The organism is Idiomarina sp. UBA4520 (genome assembly GCF_002388365.1).
GTDB classification, from domain to species: domain Bacteria; phylum Pseudomonadota; class Gammaproteobacteria; order Enterobacterales; family Alteromonadaceae; genus Idiomarina; species Idiomarina zobellii.
Genome location: NZ_DGMK01000011.1, coordinates 38,668 through 65,384, shown reverse-complemented (window position 1 = coordinate 65,384; position 26,717 = coordinate 38,668). Strand labels below are relative to the sequence as shown.

The window sequence follows — 26,717 nt, the reverse complement described above, 5'->3', positions numbered from 1 at the left end:
GCCTTCGTCAATACACTAAAGGTTGCCTTTTGGGCGTTTTTTGATAACAGTTAGAAGCATAACGAAAAATAAAAAGAAGCTTATTTTGCGCCAACACCTACTACGAACAATTTTACTGATTCTGGCCTGGGTACTCTTGTGGCGTGTTGCCGCTGTTATGGAGTACGGCCCGCACGCCAGTATTTGGTTTCCACCGGCAGGTCTGACATTTGCGGCTTTTTTGGTCATGAGTTGGCGAGCGTTTCCGGCAATATTGCTGGGAGGCGTAATTACCACTTTATGGGTCTCAGATTTATACGGTGACCAAACACCTGTTAAAGAGTTGCTGGTTACTGGTGTGACTTTTGGCGTGGCTCATACTGTGCCTTATTTTCTGGGCGCATGGCTACTTCGTTCTAAGCTAATACGGTTGGGCAGCCACGGTTTATCCAGCACTATTATGACGTTTTTGGGAATAGCTGCGTTGTCGTCATTTTGCGCGGCTTGGCTGGGTACTGAAGTCATGATTTCCGGCAGTTTGCTTGAGCCTGAGGCACTTTGGTACACCTGGCTGCCATGGTGGATTGGCGATTTAAGTGGCGTTATCGTACTCACTCCTATTTTCATTGCGTTGGTCAGTTGGCGTTATCCTCAAATCGAGCGTTGGCTGGGCGGTTTAAAGTTCACAGAAGGGGGAGGGAGTTGGTCGTCTTTTGCCAGTAAACTGCTGATTACATTGGTTATGTTGGCCGTTTGCTTGATCATTTCTAAGTTTTCGAGCTATGAAGAAGCGGCTTTTGTCGTCTTTTTCTTAATACTACCCCTGCTTTGGATTTCTTACACCGAATCGCCATTAAAAACGGCTATTGCGCTTGCTGTTTTTAGCACAATTACGGCGTTTTCTATCGGTTTATTAGGTTTAATGGACTACGCTATAGTGTATCAGTTTGCGGTAACCGTTATTGCCTCAAGTGCTTGGTTTGGACTAACGGTCCCGGCGCTTATCGCGCACAACCAATATCTGACCCATCAGGTGTCGCAAGACGGCTTAACAAGCGCCGCTTCTCGCGAACACTTTATGCAGCAGGCTGACTTATTATTAAAAATGGCGAAACGGCGCAATAAGCCTATTTCGGTCATTATGTTCGATGTCGACAAGTTTAAGTCAATTAATGATATTTACGGACATATTATCGGTGACTCAGCACTTGTTGAAATTACTCAGGCGGTCAATACGCAACTGCGTGAGTCCGACATACTCGGTCGCTTTGGCGGTGATGAATTTATGATCTTATTGCCTGATACCGATCAAAGCGGAGCTGTTGGTGTTGCGCATAAACTGAGAGAGGCGATATCAAGAATAACAATATCATCGCTTTCAGAACGTTTGTCCTGTAGCTTTGGTGTTGCGCAGGTGTCGAAAAATGAACACATAATGGTCACTATCGACCGAGCAGATAGAGCGCTATTGCAGGCAAAACGCAACGGCCGTGATCGCATTGAAAAGGACGCTGTATGAAAATTGTATTTCTAGGCGGTGCAGAGACCGTAACCGGCTCAAAATATTTAGTCGAAACCGAATCTACTCGTCTATTGGTCGACTGTGGGTTGTTTCAGGGCTATAAGTGGTTACGCCGACGTAATTGGCAGCCTTTGCCAATGGGTATTCAGAACGTTGACGGTGTTGTTCTGACACATGCGCATTTAGACCATTCCGGTTTTATTCCGGTTTTATATAAAAATGGCTACCGTGGTCCTGTGTTTACGCATCATGCAACGGTTGGCTTGTGTGATATCTTGCTGGCGGACAGTGGTCGTATACAAGAAGAGGACGCCAAGTATCTCGGTAAACATAAGCTCAGTCGGCATGAAAAGCCTGAGCCGCTTTATGATGAAGCGACCGCAAAAGCGTCCATGACGTTGTTTCAGGGCGTGGAGTATCATCAGCAGTTTTCTATCGGCGATATCACCATAACCCTGCGCAAGGCAGGTCATATTTTAGGAGCTGCCAGCGTGATTCTTGAAGCCGATGGTAAGCGAGTAGGGTTTTCCGGCGACATTGGACGTCCCAACGACATTATGATGTACCCACCAGAGCCTTTGCCAGACCTCGATTTGTTGATGCTCGAGTCAACGTATGGTGACAGACGACATGCTGACACAGAAAGTACGGAAGAGCAGCTTGCTGAAGTGGTTAATGAGACTTCTCAGTCTGGTGGTGTGTTATTAATTCCGAGTTTTTCGGTAGGACGAGCGCAGTTGCTGCAGTATTTGCTTGTGAAATTGATGGACGAAAAGCGTATTCCGCGACAGCCTATTTTCCTGGACTCGCCAATGGCCATTAACGTGTCTGGTTTGTATCAGCGCTTTCATGAGTTGCATAAACTTTCCGATGCTCAGTGCCAGAATACTTTTAATAAAGTGGAATACACCCGCTCGGTGGATGCATCGAAAGCGATTGCATCGCAGTCGGGCCCACATATTATTATAGCCGGCAGTGGTATGGCGACCGGCGGCCGTATATTGCACCATTTTAAGCGTTGGCTGGCTGACCATCGTGCTACGGTGTTATTCAGTGGTCATCAGGCAGGCGGTACGCGCGGTGCTAAGATGTTACAGGGTGTGGAGTCGATTAAATTGCATGGCCAATGGTTGCCGGTAAAAGCCCGCATAAGAGCCCTGGAGGGCTTGTCGGGCCATGCCGATTATGAAGAAATTACGCAGTGGCTGAAACAGTCTGAATTAAAGCCAAATACGGCAGTTCAGTTAGTGCATGGGGAGCTGGACGCCTTAGAAACATTTCGCGACCATCTTATGCGAACAACATCTTTCGACGTAGATGTCGCGGATTATCAAAGTGTTTACCATTTATAAGAAAATGGCACTTAAAAGTGCCATTTAATCAATAAGTTCGGGTTTTTCTCATTAACACCATCAATGTAAAACTTGTTGCGCCAGTAAACGTACTCAACACCAACGTAAAATGGCGCAGATAGGTCGAAATACGGTGCCAGGTTCCACTTTAACTGGGAAGTAAAGTTCATATTGGCTGGGCCAACGCCACTAATGCCAGACGTGTAATCTAAAAAGCCGTCGTACATCCACTCGGTTTCGCCAATGGAGAAAGGCAGGCCCCATGACAGCGTTACCTGATAGTTGTTTTCAAAACCGTCGTTGTTTCTTCTGTACGCGTCAATTTCGAAGAACTGAAAGCCCGGTAAGTCAAAAGCGGCGCCAATACCATACAGGTAATGAGTAAAACCATCGCCAATTTCTGCTGTTGTAGTAAAGCTTAAGTTGTTCACTAAATTGTCTTCGAATTCGACAAAGTAGACTTCCGGAGATACCTCAATATAGGTTTCGGTGTCGCCGTTGTCAGACTCGAGTCTGTCGCCAAATGCGAATATTTTACCCCAGCTGTAACCGCCGACATATTCCAGGGTGATGACCTGGCGATCGGGGTCGCCAACTTCATAGTCACCGCCGTTCAAATAGGTAAGGCTGGTGTCTGACCAGTATTTTTCTGCCGTTGCCGTGAAGGGTAAAGCTAAAAGAATCAATAAAGAGAAAACAATGTGTTTCATTGAGAAAACGCCTAAATTTTAGTCAAGTTTGTAAAAGCGAGTGGATTATACGCAAGCTAGACCGTAAATTTAAAGAAATATCTGCTGTTGCGGGCTGTTATTATCCTATCGAATTCGTTACATTACAAAAAGCTAACATCTATATTGAGTTGCTGAGGTAACCAAGCGCGAATGCGTGATCAATTTTTGTTAAAGCAGTACATAAATACACTAGAGTCTACTGCGCTTTGTGCCCGACTGTCTCCGTCTGGTCACATTCGGTGGTTAAGTGACTCCATGCATAAGCTGCTCGATATTCACTACCTGAAACAAACAACACCGTTTCACAACTTTCTGCACCCTGATAACCGTGATCATATAAAAGAAGTGATTAGCTACGCTATTGAGTCGGGGAATAGCTGGAATGGTACTGTTTGCCTGGAAAGTAATACCCGCACTAACTGGTGCCGTTGTATGACGATACCGCTGTACGACGAGAAAGGTAGTTTGAGCGAGCTAGTCTTGCTGTTTCAGGATATTTCCCGTGAAGTTTATTTAGATGAGCTTTTGCAGGAAGCTCGTTATGATCGGGTAACAGGTTTGCCGACGCGGGTCGACCTGCTAAATGACTTAAAGCGTGTTAAAGCGCAGTGCCTAGCGGTACTCGACATTCGCAAATTCCGTAGTTATGCCGATTTTTACGGCTTAGATTTCGGCGATGAACTGCTCCGAAAGTTCAGTCTTTGGGCTCAGAACCAGTTAAAACCTAACCATATTAATATTTATCGCCTGTATAGCGACAAGTTTGCTCTGATTCCCGACTTTCGGATGATCCCCACGCTTTTTGAAAGTCACCTGCTGCATTTTTACGAATCATTGTCAGACTTAAAGCTTCAGGTTCGTGACGTAGAAGCGAATTTGGACGTGGCAATAGGTATGGGCGTAGGAGATAACAAACACCTGCAGTTGGCAGAAAGTGCACTGTCAAAGGCGAAGGCAATTTACTCTGGCCATAAAATTGAAGTGGTACGAGAGCGCGAGTTCTTAAAAGAAAACAAGATCAATTGGATTCCGAAGATTCAGTCCGCTATCACTGACCATCGTTTCATTAATTATTACCAGCCAATTAAGAGTACCTCGAAAGAACGCCCAAGTTATTACGAAGCTCTTGTCAGAATGCGAGACAATAATAGTGACTTGCCGCCAGGAATGTTCCTCGATAAAGCAAAAACGACGCGTTATTACTGTGAAATTACTCGCTCAGTCATAGAGCAGGCGGTATTAGCGTCTGAGGAATTTGGCGTCGCTATATCTGTGAATTTATCCATTGAAGACATACTCAACGATAAAACCGTTAACTTCATACGTTATGTGCTGATGGAGCACAAAAAGGCGCAATTGATATTTGAAATAACCGAAACAGAGTCGACTGAGGACTTTGAGAAAGTTCAGACCTTTGCTAAAGAGGTAAGGCAACTGGGTGGTCAAATTGCGATTGATGACTTTGGTGTGGGGTATTCAAACTTTTCTAGGCTTATCAGCCTTCGGCCCGACTACTTAAAAATTGACGGCAGTATTGTTCAGAATGTGCTTTACGATGAGACCAGTGCCAGTATTTTAAATGGCATGATAAGTATCTGTAAGGAATTAAACATTCCTATTGTTGCCGAGTTTGTCGAAAACGAAGAAGTGAATAGCTATTTGTGTAGCCAGAATATTGAGTATTTGCAAGGCTATTACATCGGCAAACCAAGCCCCGAAGTAAACCGATTACTAAACTGATTTTTCCTATGCCTGATTTTATTGAAACCTACGATAACGCGTTATCGCCGGAATTTTGCGAACAATTGATAACGACTTTTGAGAACTCCGCACATACCTTTCAGGGACGAACAGGCGGTGGTGTTGATACCAGTAAAAAGTCCAGTACGGACTTAATGCTAAATTCCCACCCGGAATATCAGGAGTTACTGTTAAAAATACAGAAAACGACAGCAGACCATGCACTGCAGTACTTTAAAAAGTATCATTTTGCACTAATTGCGCCGGTCGCACTGACACTGCAACACCCTAAAACTCAACAACCAACGCCTTTGACCCATGAAAACTTTGATGAAATAGCCAAAGGCAATGAAATGGCTATTATGCAAAAGTTGTTTCGAGTGGGTGCTATTCAAATGCAGCGATACCGAAAAGGTGAGGGTAACTATAATTACTGGCATTGCGAAACATTTCCGCAAAAAAGCTCGACCGAGCCACTGCACCGGGCGTTGCTGTTTATGTATTACTTGAATGATGTGGAAGAAGGTGGCGAAACTGATTTTTATTATCAAGAACGTTCGCTAAAACCTAAGGCTGGGCAAATGGTCATAGCGCCTGCTTATTTCACGCATACACACCGCGGCAGAATGCCGGTTTCAAACGACAAGTACATTCTCACCAGCTGGATTCTGCATAGCCGCGCTGAGCAGTTATTTGGCGCCTAGTGGCTCGATGCATTAATGTGCTTTAAGGCATAAAGAAGCCCCGGCTTAACGATTAAGCCGGGGCTTCTTTATTGAGCGAGTCTTATTTTTTATTCTTCGTCACTTTGAAGAATCGTGACTTCACCCAGGTTCAACTCGCGAACCTTATCTTCAATTTCAGCTAAGTCACCAACAATAACCCAGGTCATTGCGTTTGGCGTTAACACCTTGTCGGCGCTTTGTTGAATATCATCCAACGTTATAGCGTTAATACGCTGGCCATAAGACTCAAGATACTCAACGTCTTTGCCTTTGTTAAAGGTACTGACTAGACCGCCTAACAAGGCACCTTTGGTTTCATAAGCACCAGGCAGTTTAGCGGTTTTGTTCGCTTTAACTTTAGCAAGTTCGTCGTCAGTGGCCGGCTTGTCGTCTTCATACTGAGTAAACTCTTTGACAATCTCCTGAATAGACTCTTGGGTCTTGTCGGTTTGAACCGGCGCAAGCGCCATCAATAGTCCCGGGCCTTCGTTGTCTAGCCAAATAGAACGTGCGCCGTAAGACCAACCTTTGTCTTCGCGAAGGTTCATGTTTAAGCGACTGGTGAAGCTGCCGCCAAGAATTGTATTCATGACATCGACAGTGTCGGCGTTATCGACCTGACCCGAAGGTGCTAGCTGACCCGCTATAATCAGTGACTGCGGTGTTCCTGGCTTATCAATTAAGAACACTCGGTTTTCGTCTGACGCAGCAGATGCATCCAAGGTTTTTTCAGGTTTAGGCGTTACTGGAGCCTGCCAGCTGGCGAATTGCTCTTCCAGCAGAGATTTAGCCTGCTCTACTGTGGTATCACCTACAATAACCAGTTTTGCGTTATCCGGGCGTAGCCAGGTTTGTGCGTGCTCAACTAAGTCGTCACGCGTCAAAGACTTAATAGACTCGACTGTACCAGAGCCTGTTAATGGTTGGCTGTAAGCATGGCCATCACCAAACATTAAGCCTGGCAGAACTCGCAAAGCCTGAGTTTGAGGGCGAGCTTCTTCTTTGCGAATACCTTCAATCCAGTTTGAGCGCTTACGTTCAATTTCTTCTTCTGAGAAAGCTGGGTTTTGCAGCACGTCATTCATAAGCCCCAGACTTTCTGCAAAGTTAACGCTCAGTGTGTCCATACTAATGCGCGAGCTATCCAGGCTAGCTGATGCATTCAGGTTAGTCCCTAAAGACTCCAGACGTTCACTCAACTCTAGCGAACTCAGACTCTCAGTACCTTCTTTTAGCATCGACATAGTGTAACTTGCCGTGCCCAGTTTGCCGCCAACGTCAGAGGCGTAACCACTGTCAAAGACTAAGCTCATTTCGATGGTTGGCGTATCGGTACGTTGTGCTAAGTAAACGTCTAAGCCATTCGATAGTGTAAATTGTTCAACTTCCGGCAGCTCTAATTGTGGTAAGTCACCCACGTTCGGAAGCTCAGAACGATCAGCATCCGTTTCCTGCGCCGTGTAGTTTGGTTGTGGAACAACGTTCAGAACGAAATCACCGCTTGAAAGCCACTGTTGAGCCGCATTTTGAACGTCACTAACGGTTGCTTGCTTGGTCCACTCCATTTCCTGAGCATAGAAGCCAGGGTTATCGTGGTAGACGGCGCCAGAGGCTAGAATGTCTGACTTACCACCGAAGCCACCTACTTTTTCAGCGCGGCGGACAAAGTTAGCTGTATTACTGAATTTAGTGCGTTGTAGTTCAGCTTGCGTTGGTCCCTCATTAATTAGACGTTCCAGTTCTTCGTTAATGATGGCTTCAATTTGCTCGAGCTCGACGCCCGCTTTTGCATCAGCGGTAATCATAAACTGCCCGGCAAGAGTACGACCATATTGGAACGCGCCGACTGAGCTGGCAATTTGCTCTTCGTATACTAAGCGCTCATAAAGACGTGAGTTTTTACCGTTAGCAAGGATATCAGCAAATAGCTCAAGGTATTCGGAGTCAGCCGTACCCATTTGCGCGGTATTCCAAACTTTATATACACGAGCGGCTGGAACACGGTCTTCCATAGTCGCACGTTTAGTTTCATTGCGCTTAGCAACCCAGGCTTCTTGTTTTTTCAGAGGCTTGCCCGGACCAATATCTGCAAAATATTTAGTCACTTTCTCTTTAGCGGTTTCAACATCAATATCACCGGCTAAAACTAATACCGCGTTTGCAGCACCGTAATAATCTTTAAACCATTGATGGACGTCGTCCAGAGTTGCCGCATTTAAGTCTTCCATGGAGCCAATAACCGACCATGAATAAGGGTGACCTTCCGGGAATGTTTGCTCGGCAATGTAGCTCCAGGCTTTACCGTATGGCTGAGCTTCGCCCTGGCGCTTCTCGTTTTGCACAACGCCACGTTGTTCGTCGAGTTTTTCTTGAGTCACAGCGCCTAACAAATGACCCATGCGGTCCGACTCCATCCATAACGCCATATCAAGCGCAGGAGTCGGGACATTTTCAAAGTAGTTGGTGCGGTCATTGTTGGTGGTGCCGTTCATTTCGGTTGCACCAGCACGCTCGAAGGGACCGAAGTACTCATCGTCGTAGTTTTCAGTACCATTGAACATCAAGTGTTCAAACAGATGGGCAAAACCAGTTTTACCGGGTTTTTCGTCTTTAGAGCCAACGGCATACCAGACGTTAACAGCAACAATTGGCGCTTTGCGATCTTCATGCACAACAACGGTTAAACCGTTATCTAAAGTAAAAGTCTCATAATCGACTTTAACTTCTGGAAATTGTGACTGGCTAACGGCCGTGGTGTTATTAGCAGAGCTGGTTGACTGACAGCCGCCTAATAATACTGTTGTCACTGCCACTGCAGTGAGGGTTTTCATCATTTTCATCGTTGTTCCCAATTTGTTTTTATAAGCTCGTCTACTATACGAAAGGACGGCTTGTTATGCTCATGAAAAGGGCTATTAAATTGTAACGAAATTAAACATATTGAAATGATGGAGGGTTGTTTGTGTGAAATAAGGTCTTAGTCAAGTCTTTTAATTACACAGACAATCAAGGATAATTGCGCGCGGTTTGCAGCAAATAGATACGGTATCTTGTGAGTAAGACGACAGTTATAGCAATAGCAGGGGCTTCAGCATCAGGTAAAAGCTTGTTTGCCTCAACGGTTTATCAGGAGTTAGTGGCCGAACTCGGCACTGACGGTATCGCCATTCTCGCCGAGGATGCCTATTACCGCGACCAAAGTCATATGACAATGGAGCAGCGCGTTCTTACAAATTATGACCAGCCTGCAGCGTTTGAGCATGACTTGCTCATGCAACACCTCAAGCAGCTGAAAGCTGGCGAAGCAGTCGAAATGCCACAATACAGTCACAAAACACACACTCGCTTGCCTGAAAGTATTAAAGTCGCACCGGCAAGGGTGGTTATGGTTGAAGGTATTTTGCTGCTGACGGACGAAAAGCTTCGCGAACAGTTCGACATTTCCGTATTTATGGATACGCCGTTGGATATTTGCTTGCTGCGTCGTATTAAGCGCGATATTGAGGAGCGTGGCAGAACACTACAGTCTGTTACTGAACAGTATGAGCAGTACGTGCGCCCGGCGTTTTTTGACTTTATTTTCCCATCCAAGCAGTATGCAGATCTTGTTGTCACTCGCGGTGGCCAGAACGAAATAGCCATTGACATTATAAAAACAAAAATACGTCAGTTGCTGGCGGAATAAACTGGTTTTCTTATGAATAGTATTCTTGGCATTGCCATTATTTTTCTCGTTGCTTATTTGGTTTCTACTAACCGTAAAGCTATCCGCTGGCGCACCGTTCTCGGTGCGTTTGCTATTCAAGTGGTGCTTGCCGGATTTGTACTTTATGTGCCTATAGGGCGCGAAATGCTGTTTGGGTTCGCGCAAGGTGTTTCGACCGTTATAGGTTATACAAAAGCGGGTATCGATTTTCTTTTTGGCAACTTAGCGTCCGAAGACTTTGGTTTTGTGTTCGCCATTCAGGTGTTGTCCGTTATTGTCTTTTTCTCATCACTTATTTCAGTGCTTTATTACTTAGGCATTATGAAGTGGGTTATTAGAATTCTTGGCGGCGGTCTGCAAAAATTATTAGGTACCAGTCGTCCGGAATCAATGTCGGCAGCAGCTAATATTTTTGTGGGGCAGACCGAAGCGCCCATGATGGTGCGACCCTTCATAGGCACTATGACCCGTTCGGAATTGTTTGCCGTGATGGTTGGCGGAATGGCGTCCGTTTCAGGCTCCGTATTGGCGGGCTATGCGGGCGTTGGTGTTGAGCTGAAATATCTAATCGCGGCAAGCTTTATGGCAGCTCCGGCAGGGTTCCTCATGGCCAAAATGATGATTCCTGAATGCGAGAAGCCACGTAACGACTTAGAAGAAATAGAAGTTGAAGAAAATTCAGCAAACGTGATTGATGCCGCTGCACAAGGCGCGTCCAGCGGTTTGCAGCTAGCCATGAATGTGGGTGCAATGTTGTTAGCCTTTGTGGCACTTATTGCATTAATTAACGGCATTTTTGGTTGGGTCGGTAGCTGGTTTGGTTACGCGGACTTAACTCTGCAAGAAGTCTTTGGCTATGTCTTCCAGCCGGTTGCCTATGTATTAGGGGTCAGTTGGGACGAAGCGAACCTGGCTGGTAGCTTCATTGGCCAAAAGCTGGTTATTAATGAATTTGTCGCTTACCTCGATTTCGTGAATTACAAAGATCAAATGAGTGAGCATTCGCAGGTCATTATTACTTTCGTGCTTTGTGGTTTTGCGAACTTCTCATCTATTGCTATTTTGCTTGGTGGGCTAGGTGGCATGGCGCCAAGTCGTCGTCATGATATTGCCCGACTGGGTATGAGAGCTTTATTGGCAGCGACACTCGCCAATATGATGAGTGCCGCTATTGCAGGGTTCTTTGTTTCTCTAACCTGATAAAACCCGGGAGACCGCAATTAACTGCGGTCTCTCATAACACCTTCCTGAATGGTCGATGCGACCAAAACACCGTCTCTGGTATAAATCTGACCACGTACAAGTCCACGCTGCCCGCTGGCCGAAGGACTGTCTATTGCGTATAACACCCAGTCATCCATGCGGAAGTCCCGGTGGAACCACATAGCATGGTCAATGGTAGCAACTTGCATATTAGGTTGCGCAAAACTGACGCCGTGAGGCTGCAAGGCTGTCGGTAAGAAGTTAAAGTCTGAGGCATAAGCCAATAGGTATTTATGTACGCGAGTATCCGCAGGCATGTTGCCGTTGGCTTTTAACCAAACATAACGCTTAGGTTCATCTTTCTCGGGTTTAAATGGGTTATAGGGTGTAACAAAGCGCATTTCTATCGGCTTTTCGCAGATAAACTTATTTCTCAGCGGCGCTGGGATAAGCTCTTCATGCTCGCGATAAATATCCAAGTCAGAAACCAAGCCTTCGGGACCCGGAACCTGTGGCATCACATCTTGATGCTCAAACCCTTGTTCTTGTTGTTGAAACGACGCTGTCATGTAGAAAATAGGCTTGCCATATTGAATAGCCTGCACCCGTCGGGCCGAAAAGCTTTTGCCGTCACGAATATTTTCTACGTCATAAACAATGGGCTTTTTTGCATCGCCCGGACGTAAAAAGTAGCTGTGAAACGAATGACTTACACGCTCTGGCGGCAGTGTTTCCTTTGCAGCAGATAAAGCCTGCCCAATGACCTGACCGCCAAATACGGCACCAAAGCCTAAATCCTGACTTTGGCCGCGGTAAAGACCATCTTCAATGGTTTCCAGTGTCAGTAGGTTCAATAAGTCGTCGAGTACCTTGCTCATTTCCTGCGTCCTGTGATGCTGGTTAAAACTTAAGTCTTATTGATCTTAAACGGTTTTTCCGGACTATGTAATATAAAGTAAGAAAATAACGATTATAGTGGATTAACTGAGCATTTAACGCGCAGTGTGTTGGCACAAGTCTTTGATTTGTGTTTGCATAGAAAGCACTTTATGTGGCTCAAACGGTTCTGTTTGTCTATATTAGAAGTATCGTTTGGCTTAACAAAACGCTTAAGAAGCGAATGGGAGAGTATCTATGTCAGGCAAAGACAGTCTGAAAACCTTAAGTACATTAGAGGTTAACGGAAAAACCTTTCATTACTACAGTTTGCCCAAAGCGGCAGAAGCTCTAGGGGATATTTCAAAACTTCCGGCTTCAATGAAAGTGTTATTAGAAAACTTGCTGCGAAATGAAGACGGCAGCACAGTGAATGAAGACGATTTAAAAGCCATGGTCGATTGGCAGAAAGATAAGAAAATTGACCGTGAAATACAGTATCGCCCAGCGCGTGTTCTTATGCAGGACTTTACCGGCGTGCCGGGCATTGTCGACTTGGCGGCCATGCGTGACGCGGTGGATAAAGCAGGGCACAACCCTGAAACCATCAACCCGCTGTCGCCTGTCGACTTGGTCATTGACCACTCGGTTATGGTCGATAAGTATGCAAGCCCCGAAGCCTTTAAAGAAAACGTCCGCATTGAAATGGAGCGTAACAAAGAGCGTTACGAATTCCTGAAGTGGGGACAGGGCGCATTTGAAAACTTCCGCGTAGTGCCGCCGGGCACTGGTATTTGTCACCAGGTTAATCTGGAGTATTTAGGTAAGAGTGTCTGGACTAAAGAAGAAGATGGCAAAACTTTTGCGTTCCCGGACACGCTAGTCGGAACCGACTCTCATACCACCATGATTAACGGTATTGGTGTATTGGGTTGGGGCGTTGGCGGCATTGAAGCTGAAGCCGCAATGCTTGGCCAACCGGTTTCTATGCTCATTCCAGAAGTGGTTGGTTTCCGTTTAACCGGTAAACTCAACGAAGGTGTGACTGCAACGGACTTAGTTTTAACAGTTACGCAAATGCTGCGTGAAAAAGGCGTAGTCGGTAAGTTTGTTGAATTCTACGGACCGGGCTTAGATAACCTGCCATTGGCAGACCGCGCAACAATCTCGAACATGGCACCAGAATACGGTGCAACTTGTGGCTTCTTCCCGGTCGACGATGAAACACTGCGTTACTTCCGTTTGTCTGGCCGTGACGAGGAAACCATTGAGCTGGTTGAAAAATACAGCAAAGCTCAGGGCTTATGGCGTGACAACGACAACGAACCAGAATACACCGATTCGTTGGAGTTAGATCTAAGCGATGTGACAGCATCGCTTGCAGGACCAAAACGTCCGCAAGATCGTGTCAACATGGAGCAACTGGGTAGCAACTTTGACCTAATTCTTGAGACGAATGGTCAGTCAGCTGAGAAAGATAAAGAAGTACCGGTAAAAGGTAAGGATTACAGCTTGTCACATGGTGACGTTGTTATTGCTGCTATTACCTCTTGTACGAATACGTCAAACCCAAGCGTTATGATGGCAGCGGGCTTATTAGCTCAAAAAGCGATAGAAAAAGGGTTAATGCGTAAACCGTGGGTTAAGTCGTCACTGGCACCTGGTTCGAAGGTGGTTACTGATTACTTGGCGAAAGCAGGTCTGGACGAGTACCTCGATAAACTCGGCTTTAACCTTGTGGGCTATGGCTGTACGACCTGTATTGGTAACTCGGGTCCACTGGACGATGAAATTACTGAAGCGATTCAGGAAGGCGACTTGACGGTTTCCTCAGTGTTGTCCGGTAACCGTAACTTTGAAGGGCGTGTTCACCCAGAAGTTAAGGCAAACTGGTTGGCCTCACCACCGCTAGTCGTTGCTTATGCGTTAGCCGGTACAACTCGTACTGACTTAACCAAAGACCCTATTGGTAAAGACAAAGACGGAAACGACGTATTCTTGAAAGACATTTGGCCAAGCAGCGCTGAAATTTCAGAAGCGGTGAAAATGGTTGATAACCAGATGTTCGGCAAGGAATACGCTGAAGTCTTTGCTGGCGACGAAGAGTGGCAGCGCATTAGTGTTGCTGAAGGTAAAACCTATAATTGGCAGGACGAGTCTACCTACGTTAAGAACCCGCCGTTCTTCGAAGGTATTGATAAGCCGCTGGAAGACCCAAGCGATATTAAAGACGCTAATGTACTGGCGGTGTTCGCGGACTCTATTACGACTGACCATATTTCGCCGGCAGGCTCAATTAAGCCTGACTCACCTGCGGGTAAATATTTGCAGGAAAACGGTGTTGCGGTTAAGGACTTTAACTCATACGGTTCACGCCGTGGTAACCACGAAGTGATGATGCGCGGTACTTTTGCAAATATCCGCATTAAAAACCAAATGCTCGATAATGTTGAGGGTGGCTTTACTAAGTTCATTCCAACAGGCGAGCAAATGCCAATTTACGACGCCGCCATGAAGTACATGGAAAACGACACACCGTTAGTCGTGTTGGCAGGTAAAGAGTACGGTACAGGCTCTAGCCGTGACTGGGCTGCAAAAGGCACGCGTCTGCTGGGTGTTAAGGCTGTTATCGCTGAGAGTTATGAGCGTATTCATCGCTCTAACTTGGTTGGTATGGGCGTTCTACCGCTGCAGTTTGTCGACGGGCAGGGCGTTGAAGCTCATAAGCTAACCGGCGAAGAGCAAATTTCTGTATTGGGACTGAACGGTGACCTGAAAGCAGGTCAAATGCTGGACGTTGTTGCTAAACGCAAAGACGGTTCAGAAGAGAAGTTCCAGGTGAAATGCCGTATCGATACCGGCAACGAAATGAACTATTACAAAAACGGCGGTATCTTGCACTACGTACTGCGTCAAATGCTTAAGTAATAGTTAGCTAAAACGATAAACCCCGGTTCAACAGCCGGGGTTTTTTTATAGCTTAAGCGCTCTGCCACCATCGACTTTTATCGATTCGCCCGTTAAGAATGGGTTGTCGCGTAAAAAGCGCACTGTGTCTATCATGGGCTTTAAGCCACCTTCTACACGCAACGGCGTCTCATCCAGCACTTGCATTTTATGTTCGTTATCGTGCTCAGGCAGGAATAAAATAGGACCTGGCTGAATAGCGTTAACACGCACGTCCGGCGCTAATGTTTTAGAAAAAGCCTGAGTCATATTAGCTAAACCTGCTTTCGCTGCACAATAAGCAATGTAATTCGTGGACGGCTTGTCGGTGTAAATATCAGTAATATTTATGATAAGCCCATTGTCAGAGTTCGACAGCTGCTGTTGTAAGCCTGTAATGAGTAGGTAGGGCGCAACATTGTGGACCTGAAAGACAGCTGCAAGGGCTTCCGGGTTATTGTCGACCGTATCATTGTCGAAAAAACAGGACGCATTATTAATCAATAAATCGAGCGTAGGGGCGTCTTTTTTTACCTGAGCTACCAGAGCGTTCACGTCATCCTGGCGGGTAAAGTCGGCCTGAACCGGCTCAGCGCCTAGTTTACTGAGCTCGTCGACACCGTCTTTTGAACGGTTGTAATGTGCAAATACTTTGTAGCCGTCTTCTATAAGTGCTTTGGCGACTTCAAAGCCGAAACGGCGACCAGCGCCGGTAACAAGTGCGGTTTTTGTCATGAGGCAAGCCCTAACTCTGTGGTCAGTGATTGTAAATAGTCTGGTACGTCAGGGCGTTCATCAAGAAGCCCTAAAATATCGATATCGATGGTTCTGTCTTTTTTGCTTCTTTCCGGGTCACTGCGGTCGCGACCCAGAGCTTCTTCTATTTGGTTAAATTGCTGCTTTAGCTCATCTGAGCTAAGCGGTGTATCGACAATAAATAAGGCGTTGAGAAAACCGTTGTTTGTATCAATATCAACCGGCTTCGTGGCTATGTTTTGGCTGAACAAGCAGTCGCCGCTGAGCGTTCGTAACTGCTGTTTTGCGTGATGGATGTTCATTTCAGGATCGATATTCGACCCCAGGCTGCATAAATACTTCATAAGTTAAAAGCCACTAAACGTAAAAATTATGTTGTGTCATATACGGTATACAACGTAAAACAGATGACCCCGTGAAACAGTTGAAATTGCTATAATTGGCTGATAGCCTGAAATTTCAACTTGCGTTGGCGAGCAGATGTCTTAATGACAAAAAACAAAAAAAGCTTTAACTATTGCTATATCTTGTTTTTATTTTGTTTTATTGGCTTTCTGCCAACGCCAACCCTTGCGAATGAATCAGCTCACCAGCTTACCATTGAAGGGCCTACTTCAGTTATTAAAGAAGGGTACTTTAATGTCTCAGTGTCTGCAAAGTCAGAGCAGCAAAAGCTCGACAAGTTAACGATTGAAGTAGCGACAGACGCAAGTTTTACTGAAAACCAGAAACAGTTCCCTGCACTGGGTGACTTTTCCACCATATCGTTAACCGGGTTTTCAAATGGCAGTTATCACTTAAGAGCCAGAGCCGAAACAGAAAGCGGCGAGTCGCTGGTCAGTAATGTTATTCAGGTTACGGTTAAGCATTATCCTCTGTGGCAGGCACTGACACTGTTTTTTATCGGTTTAATTATTTTTGTAGCAGTCGTAACTACGTTGCTTTTACTTCATCGTAAATGGACACATTCGCGGCACCACTCCCATGACTGAATTTGCACTGGACACAAGTACCGGCATTCTCATCATTGTTCTTTTTGGCCTGTTTTGGATAGGTTTTGGGTATTGGCTGGGCCGCAAAAATAAAAGCCATGAAGACTTTGCGTTAGCCGGCCGAAACGTCGGTTTTGCTTTTGCGGCGGCGACGGCGATGGCAACCTGGGTGACTAGTAATACCACTTTGGTTGCGCCACAGCTGACGTTCCAGTTTGGCGTGTGGGGCATGATAGGCTACTCATTTGCAGCGCTGGGGCTTATTTTGTTCGCCCCCATGGCGAAGCGTATTAAAGAGCTGCTGCCTAACGGTTATACCTCAGGTGACTTTATCCGACTGCGTTATGGTCAGTTTGCCTGGGTTGTATTCATGATTATTTCTGTCGTCTATGCATTCGGTTGGTTAATCAGCCTGGGCATGGCGGGCGGTATTCTTTTGGAGTCTTTAACCGGGCTCGACTACCACATAGGTATGACCACAATTTTGGTCATTTGCGTGGGCTACACCTTGTTTGGCGGTATGCGCGCCGTTATTGCAACCGACTTTATTCAGGCACTCATTATTATTGCCGGTGTTAGCTTTATTGCTTACTGGCTTATCGACAATATTGGCCTAAGCAGTATTCACGAGAATTTGACGGCGGAGCATCCCAAGCTGCTCGATGTGCTGTTCCCCGCTGCCGTTATGTTCCTGTTTAATAATATTTTCTTCGGCCTGGGCGAAATTTTTCATTCCAACGTGTGGTGGTCACGGGCGCTATCGTTTAAAAAGGGTGTTGCTTATAAAGCCTATTTAACCGGTGGGTTAATGTGGTTGCCTATTCCTATTGTTACCGGCTTTATTGCGCTCGCGGCGCCACAGTTAGGCATATTTCCGCCGAGTATGGATATGATAGGTCCAACCGTTGCCGCAGCTGTGTTGGGTAAAGCGGGCGCTGTTATCGTTTTCATTGTGATATTTTCAGCCTTAGCCTCAAGTCTCGATTCGTTATTAGCGGCAACATCCGATCTCGTTACCCAGGATATTTACCACAAAAAACTAAAACCGAAGGCGTCCGATAAAAACCTGATGCGTTTTAACCGAAGCTGTATTTTTGCTTTGGGAGTCATTACCTGGCTTTTCTGTCTTCCTAAAATAGCCACGCTGGGTGCATTACTGAATTTTGCCGGAGCTTTTGTGGCAAGCACTATCTGGCCAATATTACTGGGGCTTTATCATAAGAAGCTGACCGGTACCTATGCAGCAATAGCTATGGCAGCGGGCACAGCGTGCGGAATGATAGGTTATTTCGCGATAGGTTTTTATGTGGCAGCGCTGGTGTCTTGCGCGGTATCCGGACTGATATGCGCGGTGGGTATCATGACCAGCCAGTACAACTTTGACTGGAAGCAGCTACAGGAGGAAGACGCACATGCTAATGAGTGAGTCGGTATTTGAGTGGATGATTATCACTGCGTTGATCCTCAGTTGCTTAGCGCCTGTAGTACTTCTGGTGCTTTGGGTAAAAGATTTAATTTCAAAAACAATATGGTAATTCTATGAACATAAAGGATGTATCCTTCGAACGTGAGCGCCCTGATGTCTGCGGCGATGCTCATCCGAAGGCATTGTTAAAAGCTATTCAGGAGGACGGCGATTACCTACTGAAATTGGCGAATCAACATATTGTGTCGGCTGACCAGTTTTCTCAGCAAGGCATGTTGCAGTTGTTTCGTTTGGCGGCGAAGTATGAAGCGAATCCCCGCCGTTTTAGTACGTCGTTGCAGGGTAAGATATTAATCAGCGCATTTTATGAGCCAAGCACCCGTACGCGACTGTCGTTTGAAAGCGCCTGGCATCGGTTAGGGGGCGACATTATGTCGATAACTGACCGGTCAACCACAGGCATCGCAAAAGGTGAGTGTTTGTCGGATATAGCCGAGATGTTTAATAATTACGGCGATTGCGTGGTTCTTCGTGATAATAACGAAACCTCGCTTGAGGAAATGATAGATTCTCTGCGTATTCCAATTATCAACGCCGGTAACGGTGCCGATGAGCATCCAACTCAGGCGCTGTCTGATATGTACGCGATATTTAAATGGCGTCCTGACTTAGTCACCGAAGAGGCGGAAAAAGCTCCGATAAAAGTCGGTATTATTGGCGTACCGAACAAAATGCGTACGGTTAGAAGTTTCATTAAGTGCTTAACTAAGTTTCCAAAAGCCATTGATGAGCTGGTCATCATCCATGATGAGGCGTCAACAGAGCAGCTATTTGGTAGCGAACAAAAAGAGCAGGTCGAACAGGCCGGTATAAAGATTCGTAGCACCAGAGAGCTCGATGAGGTATTACCAGAGCTTGATGTGGTTTATATCAATGCTATTTCATGGGAAGGTAATTCAGTAAACACCTACGGCAGTGAGTTTCACTTGTCAGCGAAGTCGCCACTGAAAGAAAGCGCCATTATTTTACACCCATTGGCGCGTGGTGAGGAACTTTCAACGGACTTAGATCATACGCCTCATAATTGGTATTTCAGTCAGGCCAGAGGGGCAGTGTTTTTACGTATGGCGTTACTAACCTGTATGGTTCAGCGAGCTGAACGCGTCATTGATGTCGTTTAATACGAGGAAAAGCAAAGAATGTGCGGAATTGCTGGCGTTTTTCATCACCAAACGGATAGAGAAATTAACCCTCAAACTCTGGTTAACATGGCGGCGATTATGCATCATCGCGGGCCCGACGGGTTTGGTTACAAGATTCAACCGGAGCGCGGCGTAGGTTTTAGTCACGCTCGCTTGTCTATTATTGATCTCGATGAAAACCGGGGTCGTCAACCTTTTATGTCCGCAGACAAACGTTTGATGCTGACACACAACGGTGAGTTTTATGACTTTAAACGTATTCGCGCCGACTTAACGGCGCGTGGCGCACGTTTTAACAGTAAGAGTGACTCTGAAATTGTACTGCATTTATTCGAGCGTTACGGAATGGAGGACACCTTAAAAGAGTTGCGTGGCGAGTTTGCATTTGGCTTGTTTGATGCCAAAGACGACAGCCTGTATTTAGTGCGTGATCGCTTCGGTATTAAACCGCTGTACTGGACAGAAACGGAACACGGTGTGGTGTTTGGTTCGGAGCTGAAAGTTTTATTTGCGCACCCGGATGTTAAGCGTCAATTCTCGGCGGAAGGTTTATATCACCAATTAATTCAGGTCATGGTGCCGGGCTCTACAGCGTTTGAGGGCATAAACCAGGTGCAACCGGGCTATGTTGTTAAATTGCAGCGTAAAAACGGCAAAGTGGTTGCGTCAGAGCATAAATACTGGGACGTCGACTTTCCTCCCGAGCACAGTTACCCGGGGGCTGACGTCGATGAAGAAGAGTACATTGAAGGTGTCCGTGCCAAGTTATTAGAGGCGGTCCAGCATCGAATGACCGCCGATGTACCGGTCGGCTGTTATTTGTCAGGTGGTATCGATTCGTGTTCGATACTGGGGCTGGCTTCCGCGTCAACTCAAACTTCCGTAAAAGCCTTTACCATTGGTTTTGACTCGGACGACTACGACGAAACACCAATAGCGAAAGAGATGGCGGAAGCGACCAACGCTGACCATCATATTATGCGACTGAATGCGAACGATCTTTACGATCACTTTGTGAAAACCCTATGGCATACAGAACGAACTATATACAACACCTTGGGTGTCGCTAAATATTTAATGAGCCAGCAAGTGCATGAAGCCGGCTATAAGGTGGTTATGACAGGCGAGGGCTCGGACGAGCTCTTTGCGGGCTACCCGGCGTTCCGTAAAGATATGTTCCTGCATGGCCTTGATCACTTGCCGGAAGTTGAGCGAGTAGAATGGCAGGAGCTACTGGAAAAGAACAATGCTTTATTCAAGGGCGCTATGCTGGCTCGCGAAGAGTTTGTCAGTGACGCGTTCAATAAGAAAATGGGTTTTACCCCAAGTTGCGTGCAGCCTTGGTTGTCCTGCTCGTCAGTCGCTTTACCATTAATGTCGGCTGAGAAGCGTCAGCAGGTCGAGCATTATGACCCGAGCGAAGCTATTGCGGATACTTTGGATGAAACCATGCTGGAAGGCCGTCACCCGTTAGACAGAGCTCAATATGTATGGATAAAAACCATGCTGGAAGGGCAAATACTGACCTGGGGTGGTGACCGAGTCGATATGGCGAACTCAATGGAAGCGCGTCCCGCATTTCTTGACCATCATTTGGCGGAATATGCGTTTACTGTGCCGCCGCATTTACGTATTAAAGGCAACAAAGAAAAGTATGTACTGCGTGAAGCGATGAAAGGCCTCTTGCCGGAAACCCTGTATAAGCGCGAAAAGTTTGCCTTTATGGCACCGCCTGCGCATACCGATCCGGAAAAGTGGAAGGCTGTAGAAAAGCTCGCTGAGCAGTTCTTAAGTAAAGACGCGGTGGAGTCTGCAGGGTTACTCGACTATGACGAAGTAGTTAGAACCTTTGAGCGTCATCAGGACGAAAACGTACCTAATGAAGAGCGCGTGCAGCTTGATGCGGTGATTAACCACATGCTGGGTGTTCAGGTATTGCACCATCACTTTGTAGCAACAGACGTGCCTGAGCAAGCAGCACAGCGAGCAAAAGAGCTCGGCTGGACTGCTTAGTTTTCTAACTTTTTAATCACCGGTGACTGCAGAAATGTAGTCACCGTATCCTCGCTCTTTCATGTCTTCCAGTGGAATAAACTCTAACGCTGCTGAGTTCATACAATAGCGTAAGCCAGTTGGTGCCGGACCGTCTTCAAACACATGTCCAACGTGAGAGTCAGCATAACGACTGCGTATTTCTGTGCGTGTATAAAACCAGCTATTATCTTCTTTCTCAACCACCGCATTGGATGCTATTGGCCGCGTAAAGCTTGGCCAGCCGGTACCCGACTTATACTTATCAGCGGATGAAAACAGAGGCTCGCCACTGACAACATCAACATAAATGCCAGGCTTCTTATTATCCCAGTAGGGGTTGTTAAAGGCTTCTTCGGTTTCATCCTCTTGAGTGACTGCGTATTGAATAGGGGTTAGCTGTTCACGCAGCTGTTGTTCAGATGGATTCTTGAAGTTTACCCAGGGTTTGTTGCCGGGGGCCGCCGACGGTTGCTCACCACCTGGGTTATCATTGGTGAAGCGCTGATAATCCACACCTGAAGTGTCACCCCAATGTTTTTCGACAAAGTCATAACGTCCTGAGTTATAAGTATAGACTTTGTAACGAATGGGGTTCTTGTCGTAGTAATCCTGATGATACTCTTCGGCTTTATAAAACGTCGTGAAATCGGTTACAGGCACCACAATAGGCTCGTCAAAAGGACCGTTTTCAGCCAGCCACTGGTTTGATGCTTCTGCAATACGGCGCTGCTCTTCGTTATGAACGAATATCTCGGGGCGATACTGTTTGCCTCGGTCGACAAACTGACCGTTTGCATTGGTTGGGTCCATAATGCGCCAAAACTTCTGCAATAAACCCGCATAACTAATAATGTCAGGGTTGTAGTAAATTTGTGCGGCTTCCGTGTGGCCGGTCCGGCCGGAAGAAACTTGTTTATAGGTTGGGCTTTCTTCGGTGCCGCCAGCGTAACCGGACACCACTTCCTGCACACCGCTCAGCTGCTCGAAAGCTTCTTCCACACACCAAAAACAGCCACCCGCAAATGTGGCGACTTTTTCATTATTTTGCTTTGTTGGCTCAGTATTTTGTGCCATGCTGAAACAAGAAAATAACAGTGTGGCACTAACAATAGTAATGAGCTTTTTCATGGCAAACTCCAAACGCCAGGGTTAATACTTTATAGACCAACTTTTATGAAAAAGATTACTTACTCAATTATTCTCACCTTAAGTTGCTCTTTACCGAGCCTTGCAGCCGAGCAGGAACAAAAGGACGACGAGTTTTGGCTGGATGGATTCAGGGTCGGTTTAGGTGACACAGTCGATGCAACCACACTGTGGTTTGACGGCCTTTTTGGTGATGGCGAATTTGAAGACGACTACCACCGCTCGTATGGGCGCCTTTCGGTAGCACCGCAGTGGGACGAATACGACGGTTTTGAGGTTAAGTCGCGGTTTCGTGCTCGTGTTGCATTGCCTAACCTCAAAGATAACGTGTCCGCGTTTATCGGGCGTGTTGATGACGACGAGTTTTTAGACGAAGAGTCAACGGGTAAACCGTCGGTGATACGCTCGCCTGAATCTGACCGAGAATGGTTGGTTGGATTGGGGTTTGCCCCCGAGATACATGAGGGGCATCGAGTATCGTACAGTGTCGGTATCCGCGGTGGCTTGCGCTTTGATACTTACGTGAGAGCACGCTATATGACGGGCTTTGTCATATCGGACAAACAGCAGCTTAAATTTCAGTCGGCAGCATTTTGGCGAGATAGCGATGGCTTTGGCGTCTCGCAGCGTTTCAATTATGAGTCGGCATTAGATGAACGTTGGCTGTTACAGTGGGGGGCATTAGGTACTTTTGCTGAGGAAACAGAAGGACTGCGCTGGAGCTCAACTGCACGCCTATATCACTTATATAACGAAGATAAGGCCTGGGCAACGGAGACTTGGATAGAGGGGCAAACTGACCACGAGGTGCCTATTAGTGACTATGGTTTACGGCTATTAAACCGACAGCGCTATTTAAGAGAATGGTTTTTTGTTGAAAGCTGGGTGGGCTATCACTGGCCTCGTAATCACTTACAAGAGCAACGGCAAGGCCAGTGGTTAGTGGGTATTGAGTTCGAAGTTCACTTTGGTACTACAAACGCCTACATGCCCGATGCCGAAAAGCGCAAATCCAATACTAATGGATCATGGTCTGATGAACGATAAGGCGTTGGTTCATAAAAGTCCGCATTACGGTAGTCATAAATCCACGGTTCGTCAGCGTTAAACGGTAAATGGTAAACGCCTGAAACATTGTCTTTTAGGGTATCGGCCACAAAGATATGGTCAAGCGCGCCAGCCTGGCTGTCATAAACGTAGGAATAGTCAGTTGCCTTTGATGGATTATGAAAGCCGTTTTCTGAAAAGTAACGAATAGGATCTTCTTTGTAATAGGCGTTAAAGTCACCCAGTAATACCGCATTCGGGAAGGCTTCTTCTGCAATCCATTCAGTCAGCTGCTCCGCAGATTTTACCCGCAAGTCGTTCCAGCACGCTTGTCCGTCATTTTGGTTGCTATTTGGACTTTCGTTGTCTTCCGGACAGCTTCCTTTGGACTTAAAGTGGTTAACAATAACAGTAAACTCTTCGCCAGTGTTTTTATCTTTCAGTGTTTGTGCCAACGGCGGGCGGCTCCCCCAGGCGAATGCACCAGCGGTGTTAACTAACGCATGAGAAGACGCAGAGATAGTGTCTTTGTTGTATATCAGGCCAACGGTTATCTGGTCACCGCCAATACGCTGAGCTTGCGGTTCAGAGATGTAATAGGTAGCTGAGCCGGAATCGTTTAACGCATCGACCAATTGACGAATGGCACTGTGCTCTCCAAAGCCGTCATTTTCAACTTCCATAATGCCGATAACATCGGCGTTTAATGCGTTTATTGCCGCTACAATTTTAGCTTGTTGCCGTTTCATTTCTTCCGGTGTATCGGCGCCGCGTGGCGTTGGAAAGCCTAGCCCCTGACCGTTACCATTAAAGAAGTTTAAAACATTAAAGCTGGCTATTCTTAGTGTGCCGCCAGCCTTTTCGGGAGCTTCAGAAATGATGGCTTCTTCTCGCTCTTTTAACCTTGGCTCTTCTAGTGGTTGAAACCGATAACGGCGATTAAACTGACTGACTACGCCAACTAACGGCTCTATTTCAGAGCCTGTACGTAAACTCTTCTGAGGACCTGAGAACAAACTGCCAAATGGCAATGGGCGAGGTTCTTTTTGGTTGCTGTTGTCGTCCATTTGAATGCGGTTTAGCTCGTTTTTTGCTGCCAGTTCACGAGCTTCGTCGCCGGGGTTAACAATTTGCGACGGTGTCCATAAACGACCCGAAGAAATATCCACAAAGCCGTAACGCGAGTAATTGTAATTGCCTGAAACCGTGAGAGGCTCATTATTACTGCTGGAAAGTATTACGCGCATGCCTTCGACACGCTCAAAGGCGCTTTTATCAGCCGCAGGCAGAGTAAACTGAGTGGCTTCCGGTAAAGCGTCAACAGACCCACAGATAGTCAGCTCGTCAACCTCGGTGATGGTAGTGACATCGTTGACTTCCTGAATGACTCCGGAAAGAACAATAGTGTCTTTGGGCGATACGTTACTAATGTGGCTATCTGTTCGCACGAATATACCTTCAGACGTCTTGTCATTGTCGTCAGCGTCATCTGGCGCACTTTCAATAAAGAAGCCGCCAAGCTCTTTTTCGGCTTGCCAGCTGGCCGTTACGATACCTCTCACCGTGACGCGAGTGTCGACCATCGGTGAGTTAAAGCGGCTGCCCTGAACGGCATTAATGGGCGTAATATTTGGGTTGTCGGTTTTACAGACATCAGCGACTGCGGCAAAAGGAGAGGCCGCAGCAATTAACGCTGTGATGAGCGAAGCTCGTGTGAACAGTGAAGCAGTCATAATTAATGATCCAGTTTGTGATAACTACCGACTTCTAACACCGGGGCGGCGTCGAGTCGTTCAGCATCCATCATATTGGCAATGCGCTGCATGGAGGAAAGCAGTAAGGATTGCTCCCATTCTTCTAACGCCTGAAACTTTTCAATAAAGTCTTCCTGTAACGGCTGGGGTGCTTTATTCAGTAACGCCATTCCGCTGTCGGTCAAATACAGTGACACGCGACGTTTGTCCTGTTCACTGCGATGCCGGTGAATAAGCTGGCGGTGTTCAAGGCGCTCAATAACATTCGATACCGTGGCCGGGCTTAAATTAATATTCTGAGCCACTTTACTAGCAGTAATGCCATCTGCAGCTTTAATTTCCCGTAAAATGAGCAACTGAGGGGCGGTCAGCCCGGAATACTTGTTGAGCTGCTTGGAGTAAAGGTCAATGGCTCTAATAACTTTTCTGAGCGCCAATAAAAGCTCTTCGTACTTTTCCATTATCGGCCTCCGTTTTAGTATCGTGGAGCTGACAAGTCAGTTCGACGAATTTGGACGACAACACCGAGTCTCGGATGATCAAAGTAATGTGTTTCGTGGCTAATTACGCGGCGCAGTTGCGAGAAGTAATAACTGCGTAAAAACTCTGTATCGGTTTGCGCACCAGCTAACGCGAGTTGCGCTTGCTCTTCAATGCTATTACCAATGCGCTCCAGGCTGCTTTTTTCCCGTAAATTGAATTCGCCGTCAATGTGCAGGTAGTTACCAATAAGGTATATGTCGATAAGACCGTCAAACTCCCAAACCAGCGGGTTCTTCTCATTTAACGACCGCATTTGCTCTGGCTGCGGTATTTTGCTTAAAGGTTTAAAGGGCTTGCGACCGCTTTCAATAAGTGCAAACAATTGCTCAATATCGGACTGAAGCGCATGACTACTTTGGTTTTCCAATGGCGCTATAAACTCATCGTCATTTTTAGGAAAGCCGTCATAAAAGAAGTCGTTTGAGTAATTTTTACCGGCAAATAAGCGGGACTTGGGACCAACACCTTTTTTGAAAACCGGTTGGCGCCAGGCTAAGTGTAATAACGGCTTAGCATGGCCTTTTTCTTCAAGCTCGGTACGAATTTCATTGAGCTCCAGCTTGTCAGCAGGCACTAAAAACGGGGCTGCTGCGGTATTAATGTCGCCACCTTTGCCGTCAATGACCACCGGGGTTTCAGGCAACGCCATAAGCGGCGCTGGCGGAGCTAAAGGGTTACCGGCAATCGGAATCCATTGCTCTTCGTTTTCATAGCGACAGGCTAAATCAATTTGTTGAGTCTCGTCTAATGGCTCACAAACGGGTAAACCGCGGATTAATGCCCGTGGCCTGTTGCTTAAGAACGAAGTCAGGAAATCGCGTTTGTTGCGTGCATCGACGCGAGTCGGGGACAGCTGGAATTGTTCGCTAGAGTCATCAGCAATACGCTGTTTGAACACCAGAACTTCAACTTCAAACCAGCGCCAGTAGTCTTTATCCGGTAAGGCTTTTGCGCTAACCGGGTAAATTGCTGCAACGGCAATAGCAGCAATTAAACTGTGTTTAATCAGACTGGTGACTGACGCCATTAATTTGCTC

At 46.6% G+C, this 26,717-nt stretch carries 21 protein-coding genes; 12 read left to right on the top strand and 9 right to left on the bottom strand.

Annotation, left to right across the window (positions count from 1 at the left end; genetic code table 11):
• Positions 1–85 precede the first annotated feature (85 nt).
• A complete protein-coding gene (locus B3850_RS03950) occupies positions 86–1,498 on the top strand; it encodes a sensor domain-containing diguanylate cyclase (RefSeq protein WP_286911416.1) in 1,413 nt (470 codons plus the stop codon).
• Positions 1,495–2,853, top strand: coding sequence for an MBL fold metallo-hydrolase RNA specificity domain-containing protein (locus B3850_RS03945; protein ID WP_286872376.1), 1,359 nt, complete (start codon positions 1,495–1,497; stop codon positions 2,851–2,853). The genes B3850_RS03950 and B3850_RS03945 overlap by 4 nt, the downstream gene beginning before the upstream one ends.
• A gap of 11 nt (positions 2,854–2,864) precedes the next feature.
• Here the strand turns inward: B3850_RS03945 and B3850_RS03940 are convergent, their stop codons facing one another.
• Positions 2,865–3,563, bottom strand: a complete 699-nt coding sequence (locus B3850_RS03940; RefSeq protein ID WP_286872374.1) for a nucleoside-binding protein — start codon at positions 3,561–3,563, stop codon at positions 2,865–2,867.
• 171 nt (positions 3,564–3,734) lie between these two features.
• Here B3850_RS03940 and B3850_RS03935 point away from each other — a divergent pair, with 171 nt between their 5' ends.
• On the top strand, positions 3,735–5,324 hold the full coding sequence (locus B3850_RS03935) for a sensor domain-containing phosphodiesterase (RefSeq protein ID WP_286911415.1): 1,590 nt from the start codon (positions 3,735–3,737) through the stop codon (positions 5,322–5,324).
• 8 nt (positions 5,325–5,332) lie between these two features.
• Positions 5,333–6,028, top strand: coding sequence for a 2OG-Fe(II) oxygenase family protein (locus tag B3850_RS03930; RefSeq protein ID WP_286872368.1), 696 nt, complete (start codon positions 5,333–5,335; stop codon positions 6,026–6,028).
• 89 nt (positions 6,029–6,117) lie between these two features.
• Here B3850_RS03930 and B3850_RS03925 read toward each other — a convergent pair whose 3' ends face one another.
• The gene (locus tag B3850_RS03925; RefSeq protein ID WP_286911414.1) at positions 6,118–8,889 is read right to left on the bottom strand and encodes a M16 family metallopeptidase; all 2,772 of its coding nucleotides are present in this window, start codon (positions 8,887–8,889) and stop codon (positions 6,118–6,120) included.
• Between the two features lie 212 nt (positions 8,890–9,101).
• Between B3850_RS03925 and udk the strand changes: the two genes are divergently transcribed.
• Together udk and B3850_RS03915 are read left to right on the top strand one after the other, a co-directional pair.
• On the top strand, positions 9,102–9,734 hold the full coding sequence (gene udk / locus B3850_RS03920) for a uridine kinase (protein WP_053952401.1): 633 nt from the start codon (positions 9,102–9,104) through the stop codon (positions 9,732–9,734).
• A 12-nt stretch (positions 9,735–9,746) separates the two neighbouring features.
• Entirely contained in the window at positions 9,747–10,955 is a 1,209-nt protein-coding gene (locus tag B3850_RS03915; RefSeq protein WP_053952400.1) for a NupC/NupG family nucleoside CNT transporter, read from the top strand.
• Positions 10,956–10,975: 20 nt separating this feature from the next.
• Here the strand turns inward: B3850_RS03915 and tesB are convergent, their stop codons facing one another.
• Positions 10,976–11,836: an acyl-CoA thioesterase II gene (tesB, locus tag B3850_RS03910; protein ID WP_053952399.1), complete on the bottom strand. Its 861-nt coding sequence runs from the start codon at positions 11,834–11,836 to the stop codon at positions 10,976–10,978.
• A gap of 256 nt (positions 11,837–12,092) precedes the next feature.
• Here tesB and acnA point away from each other — a divergent pair, with 256 nt between their 5' ends.
• Positions 12,093–14,762: an aconitate hydratase AcnA gene (gene acnA, locus B3850_RS03905; RefSeq protein ID WP_286911413.1), complete on the top strand. Its 2,670-nt coding sequence runs from the start codon at positions 12,093–12,095 to the stop codon at positions 14,760–14,762.
• 45 nt (positions 14,763–14,807) lie between these two features.
• Here the strand turns inward: acnA and B3850_RS03900 are convergent, their stop codons facing one another.
• Together B3850_RS03900 and folK are read right to left on the bottom strand one after the other, a co-directional pair.
• Positions 14,808–15,515 (bottom strand): SDR family NAD(P)-dependent oxidoreductase, encoded by a 708-nt coding sequence (locus tag B3850_RS03900; protein ID WP_286875463.1) that lies wholly within the window; start codon positions 15,513–15,515, stop codon positions 14,808–14,810.
• Positions 15,512–15,880, bottom strand: a complete 369-nt coding sequence (folK, locus tag B3850_RS03895; protein WP_286875462.1) for a 2-amino-4-hydroxy-6-hydroxymethyldihydropteridine diphosphokinase — start codon at positions 15,878–15,880, stop codon at positions 15,512–15,514. Before folK ends, B3850_RS03900 begins: the two co-directional genes overlap by 4 nt.
• Positions 15,881–16,024: 144 nt before the next feature.
• Here folK and B3850_RS03890 point away from each other — a divergent pair, with 144 nt between their 5' ends.
• The 4 genes from B3850_RS03890 (at position 16,025) to asnB (ending at position 21,169) form a co-directional block, all read left to right on the top strand.
• Positions 16,025–16,528, top strand: a complete 504-nt coding sequence (locus B3850_RS03890; RefSeq protein WP_058578941.1) for a hypothetical protein — start codon at positions 16,025–16,027, stop codon at positions 16,526–16,528.
• On the top strand, positions 16,521–17,954 hold the full coding sequence (locus tag B3850_RS03885) for a sodium:solute symporter family protein (protein ID WP_058578942.1): 1,434 nt from the start codon (positions 16,521–16,523) through the stop codon (positions 17,952–17,954). Before B3850_RS03890 ends, B3850_RS03885 begins: the two co-directional genes overlap by 8 nt.
• A gap of 113 nt (positions 17,955–18,067) precedes the next feature.
• On the top strand, positions 18,068–19,135 hold the full coding sequence (locus B3850_RS03880) for an aspartate/ornithine carbamoyltransferase family protein (RefSeq protein ID WP_286911412.1): 1,068 nt from the start codon (positions 18,068–18,070) through the stop codon (positions 19,133–19,135).
• 18 nt (positions 19,136–19,153) lie between these two features.
• Positions 19,154–21,169: an asparagine synthase (glutamine-hydrolyzing) gene (asnB, locus tag B3850_RS03875; RefSeq protein ID WP_286911411.1), complete on the top strand. Its 2,016-nt coding sequence runs from the start codon at positions 19,154–19,156 to the stop codon at positions 21,167–21,169.
• 12 nt (positions 21,170–21,181) lie between these two features.
• On the opposite strand, the gene msrB is transcribed toward asnB, so the two are convergent.
• On the bottom strand, positions 21,182–22,318 hold the full coding sequence (msrB, locus tag B3850_RS03870) for a peptide-methionine (R)-S-oxide reductase MsrB (RefSeq protein ID WP_286874807.1): 1,137 nt from the start codon (positions 22,316–22,318) through the stop codon (positions 21,182–21,184).
• 45 nt (positions 22,319–22,363) lie between these two features.
• On the opposite strand from msrB, the gene B3850_RS03865 reads away from it, so the two are divergent.
• Entirely contained in the window at positions 22,364–23,383 is a 1,020-nt protein-coding gene (locus B3850_RS03865) for a hypothetical protein (RefSeq protein ID WP_286874806.1), read from the top strand.
• On the opposite strand, the gene B3850_RS03860 is transcribed toward B3850_RS03865, so the two are convergent.
• Genes B3850_RS03860 through B3850_RS03850 form a run of 3 tightly spaced genes read right to left on the bottom strand, consistent with a single transcriptional unit; the run spans position 23,320 to position 26,707 of the window.
• Positions 23,320–25,116, bottom strand: coding sequence for an ExeM/NucH family extracellular endonuclease (locus B3850_RS03860; RefSeq protein WP_058578947.1), 1,797 nt, complete (start codon positions 25,114–25,116; stop codon positions 23,320–23,322). The two genes, B3850_RS03865 and B3850_RS03860, sit on opposite strands and share 64 nt — an antisense overlap.
• Before the next feature lie 2 nt (positions 25,117–25,118).
• Complete coding sequence (locus B3850_RS03855; protein ID WP_058578948.1) at positions 25,119–25,598, bottom strand: MarR family winged helix-turn-helix transcriptional regulator; 480 nt, start codon at positions 25,596–25,598, stop codon at positions 25,119–25,121.
• Positions 25,599–25,612: 14 nt separating this feature from the next.
• Complete coding sequence (locus tag B3850_RS03850; RefSeq protein ID WP_058578949.1) at positions 25,613–26,707, bottom strand: CsiV family protein; 1,095 nt, start codon at positions 26,705–26,707, stop codon at positions 25,613–25,615.
• Between the last annotated feature and the right edge of the window lie 10 nt (positions 26,708–26,717).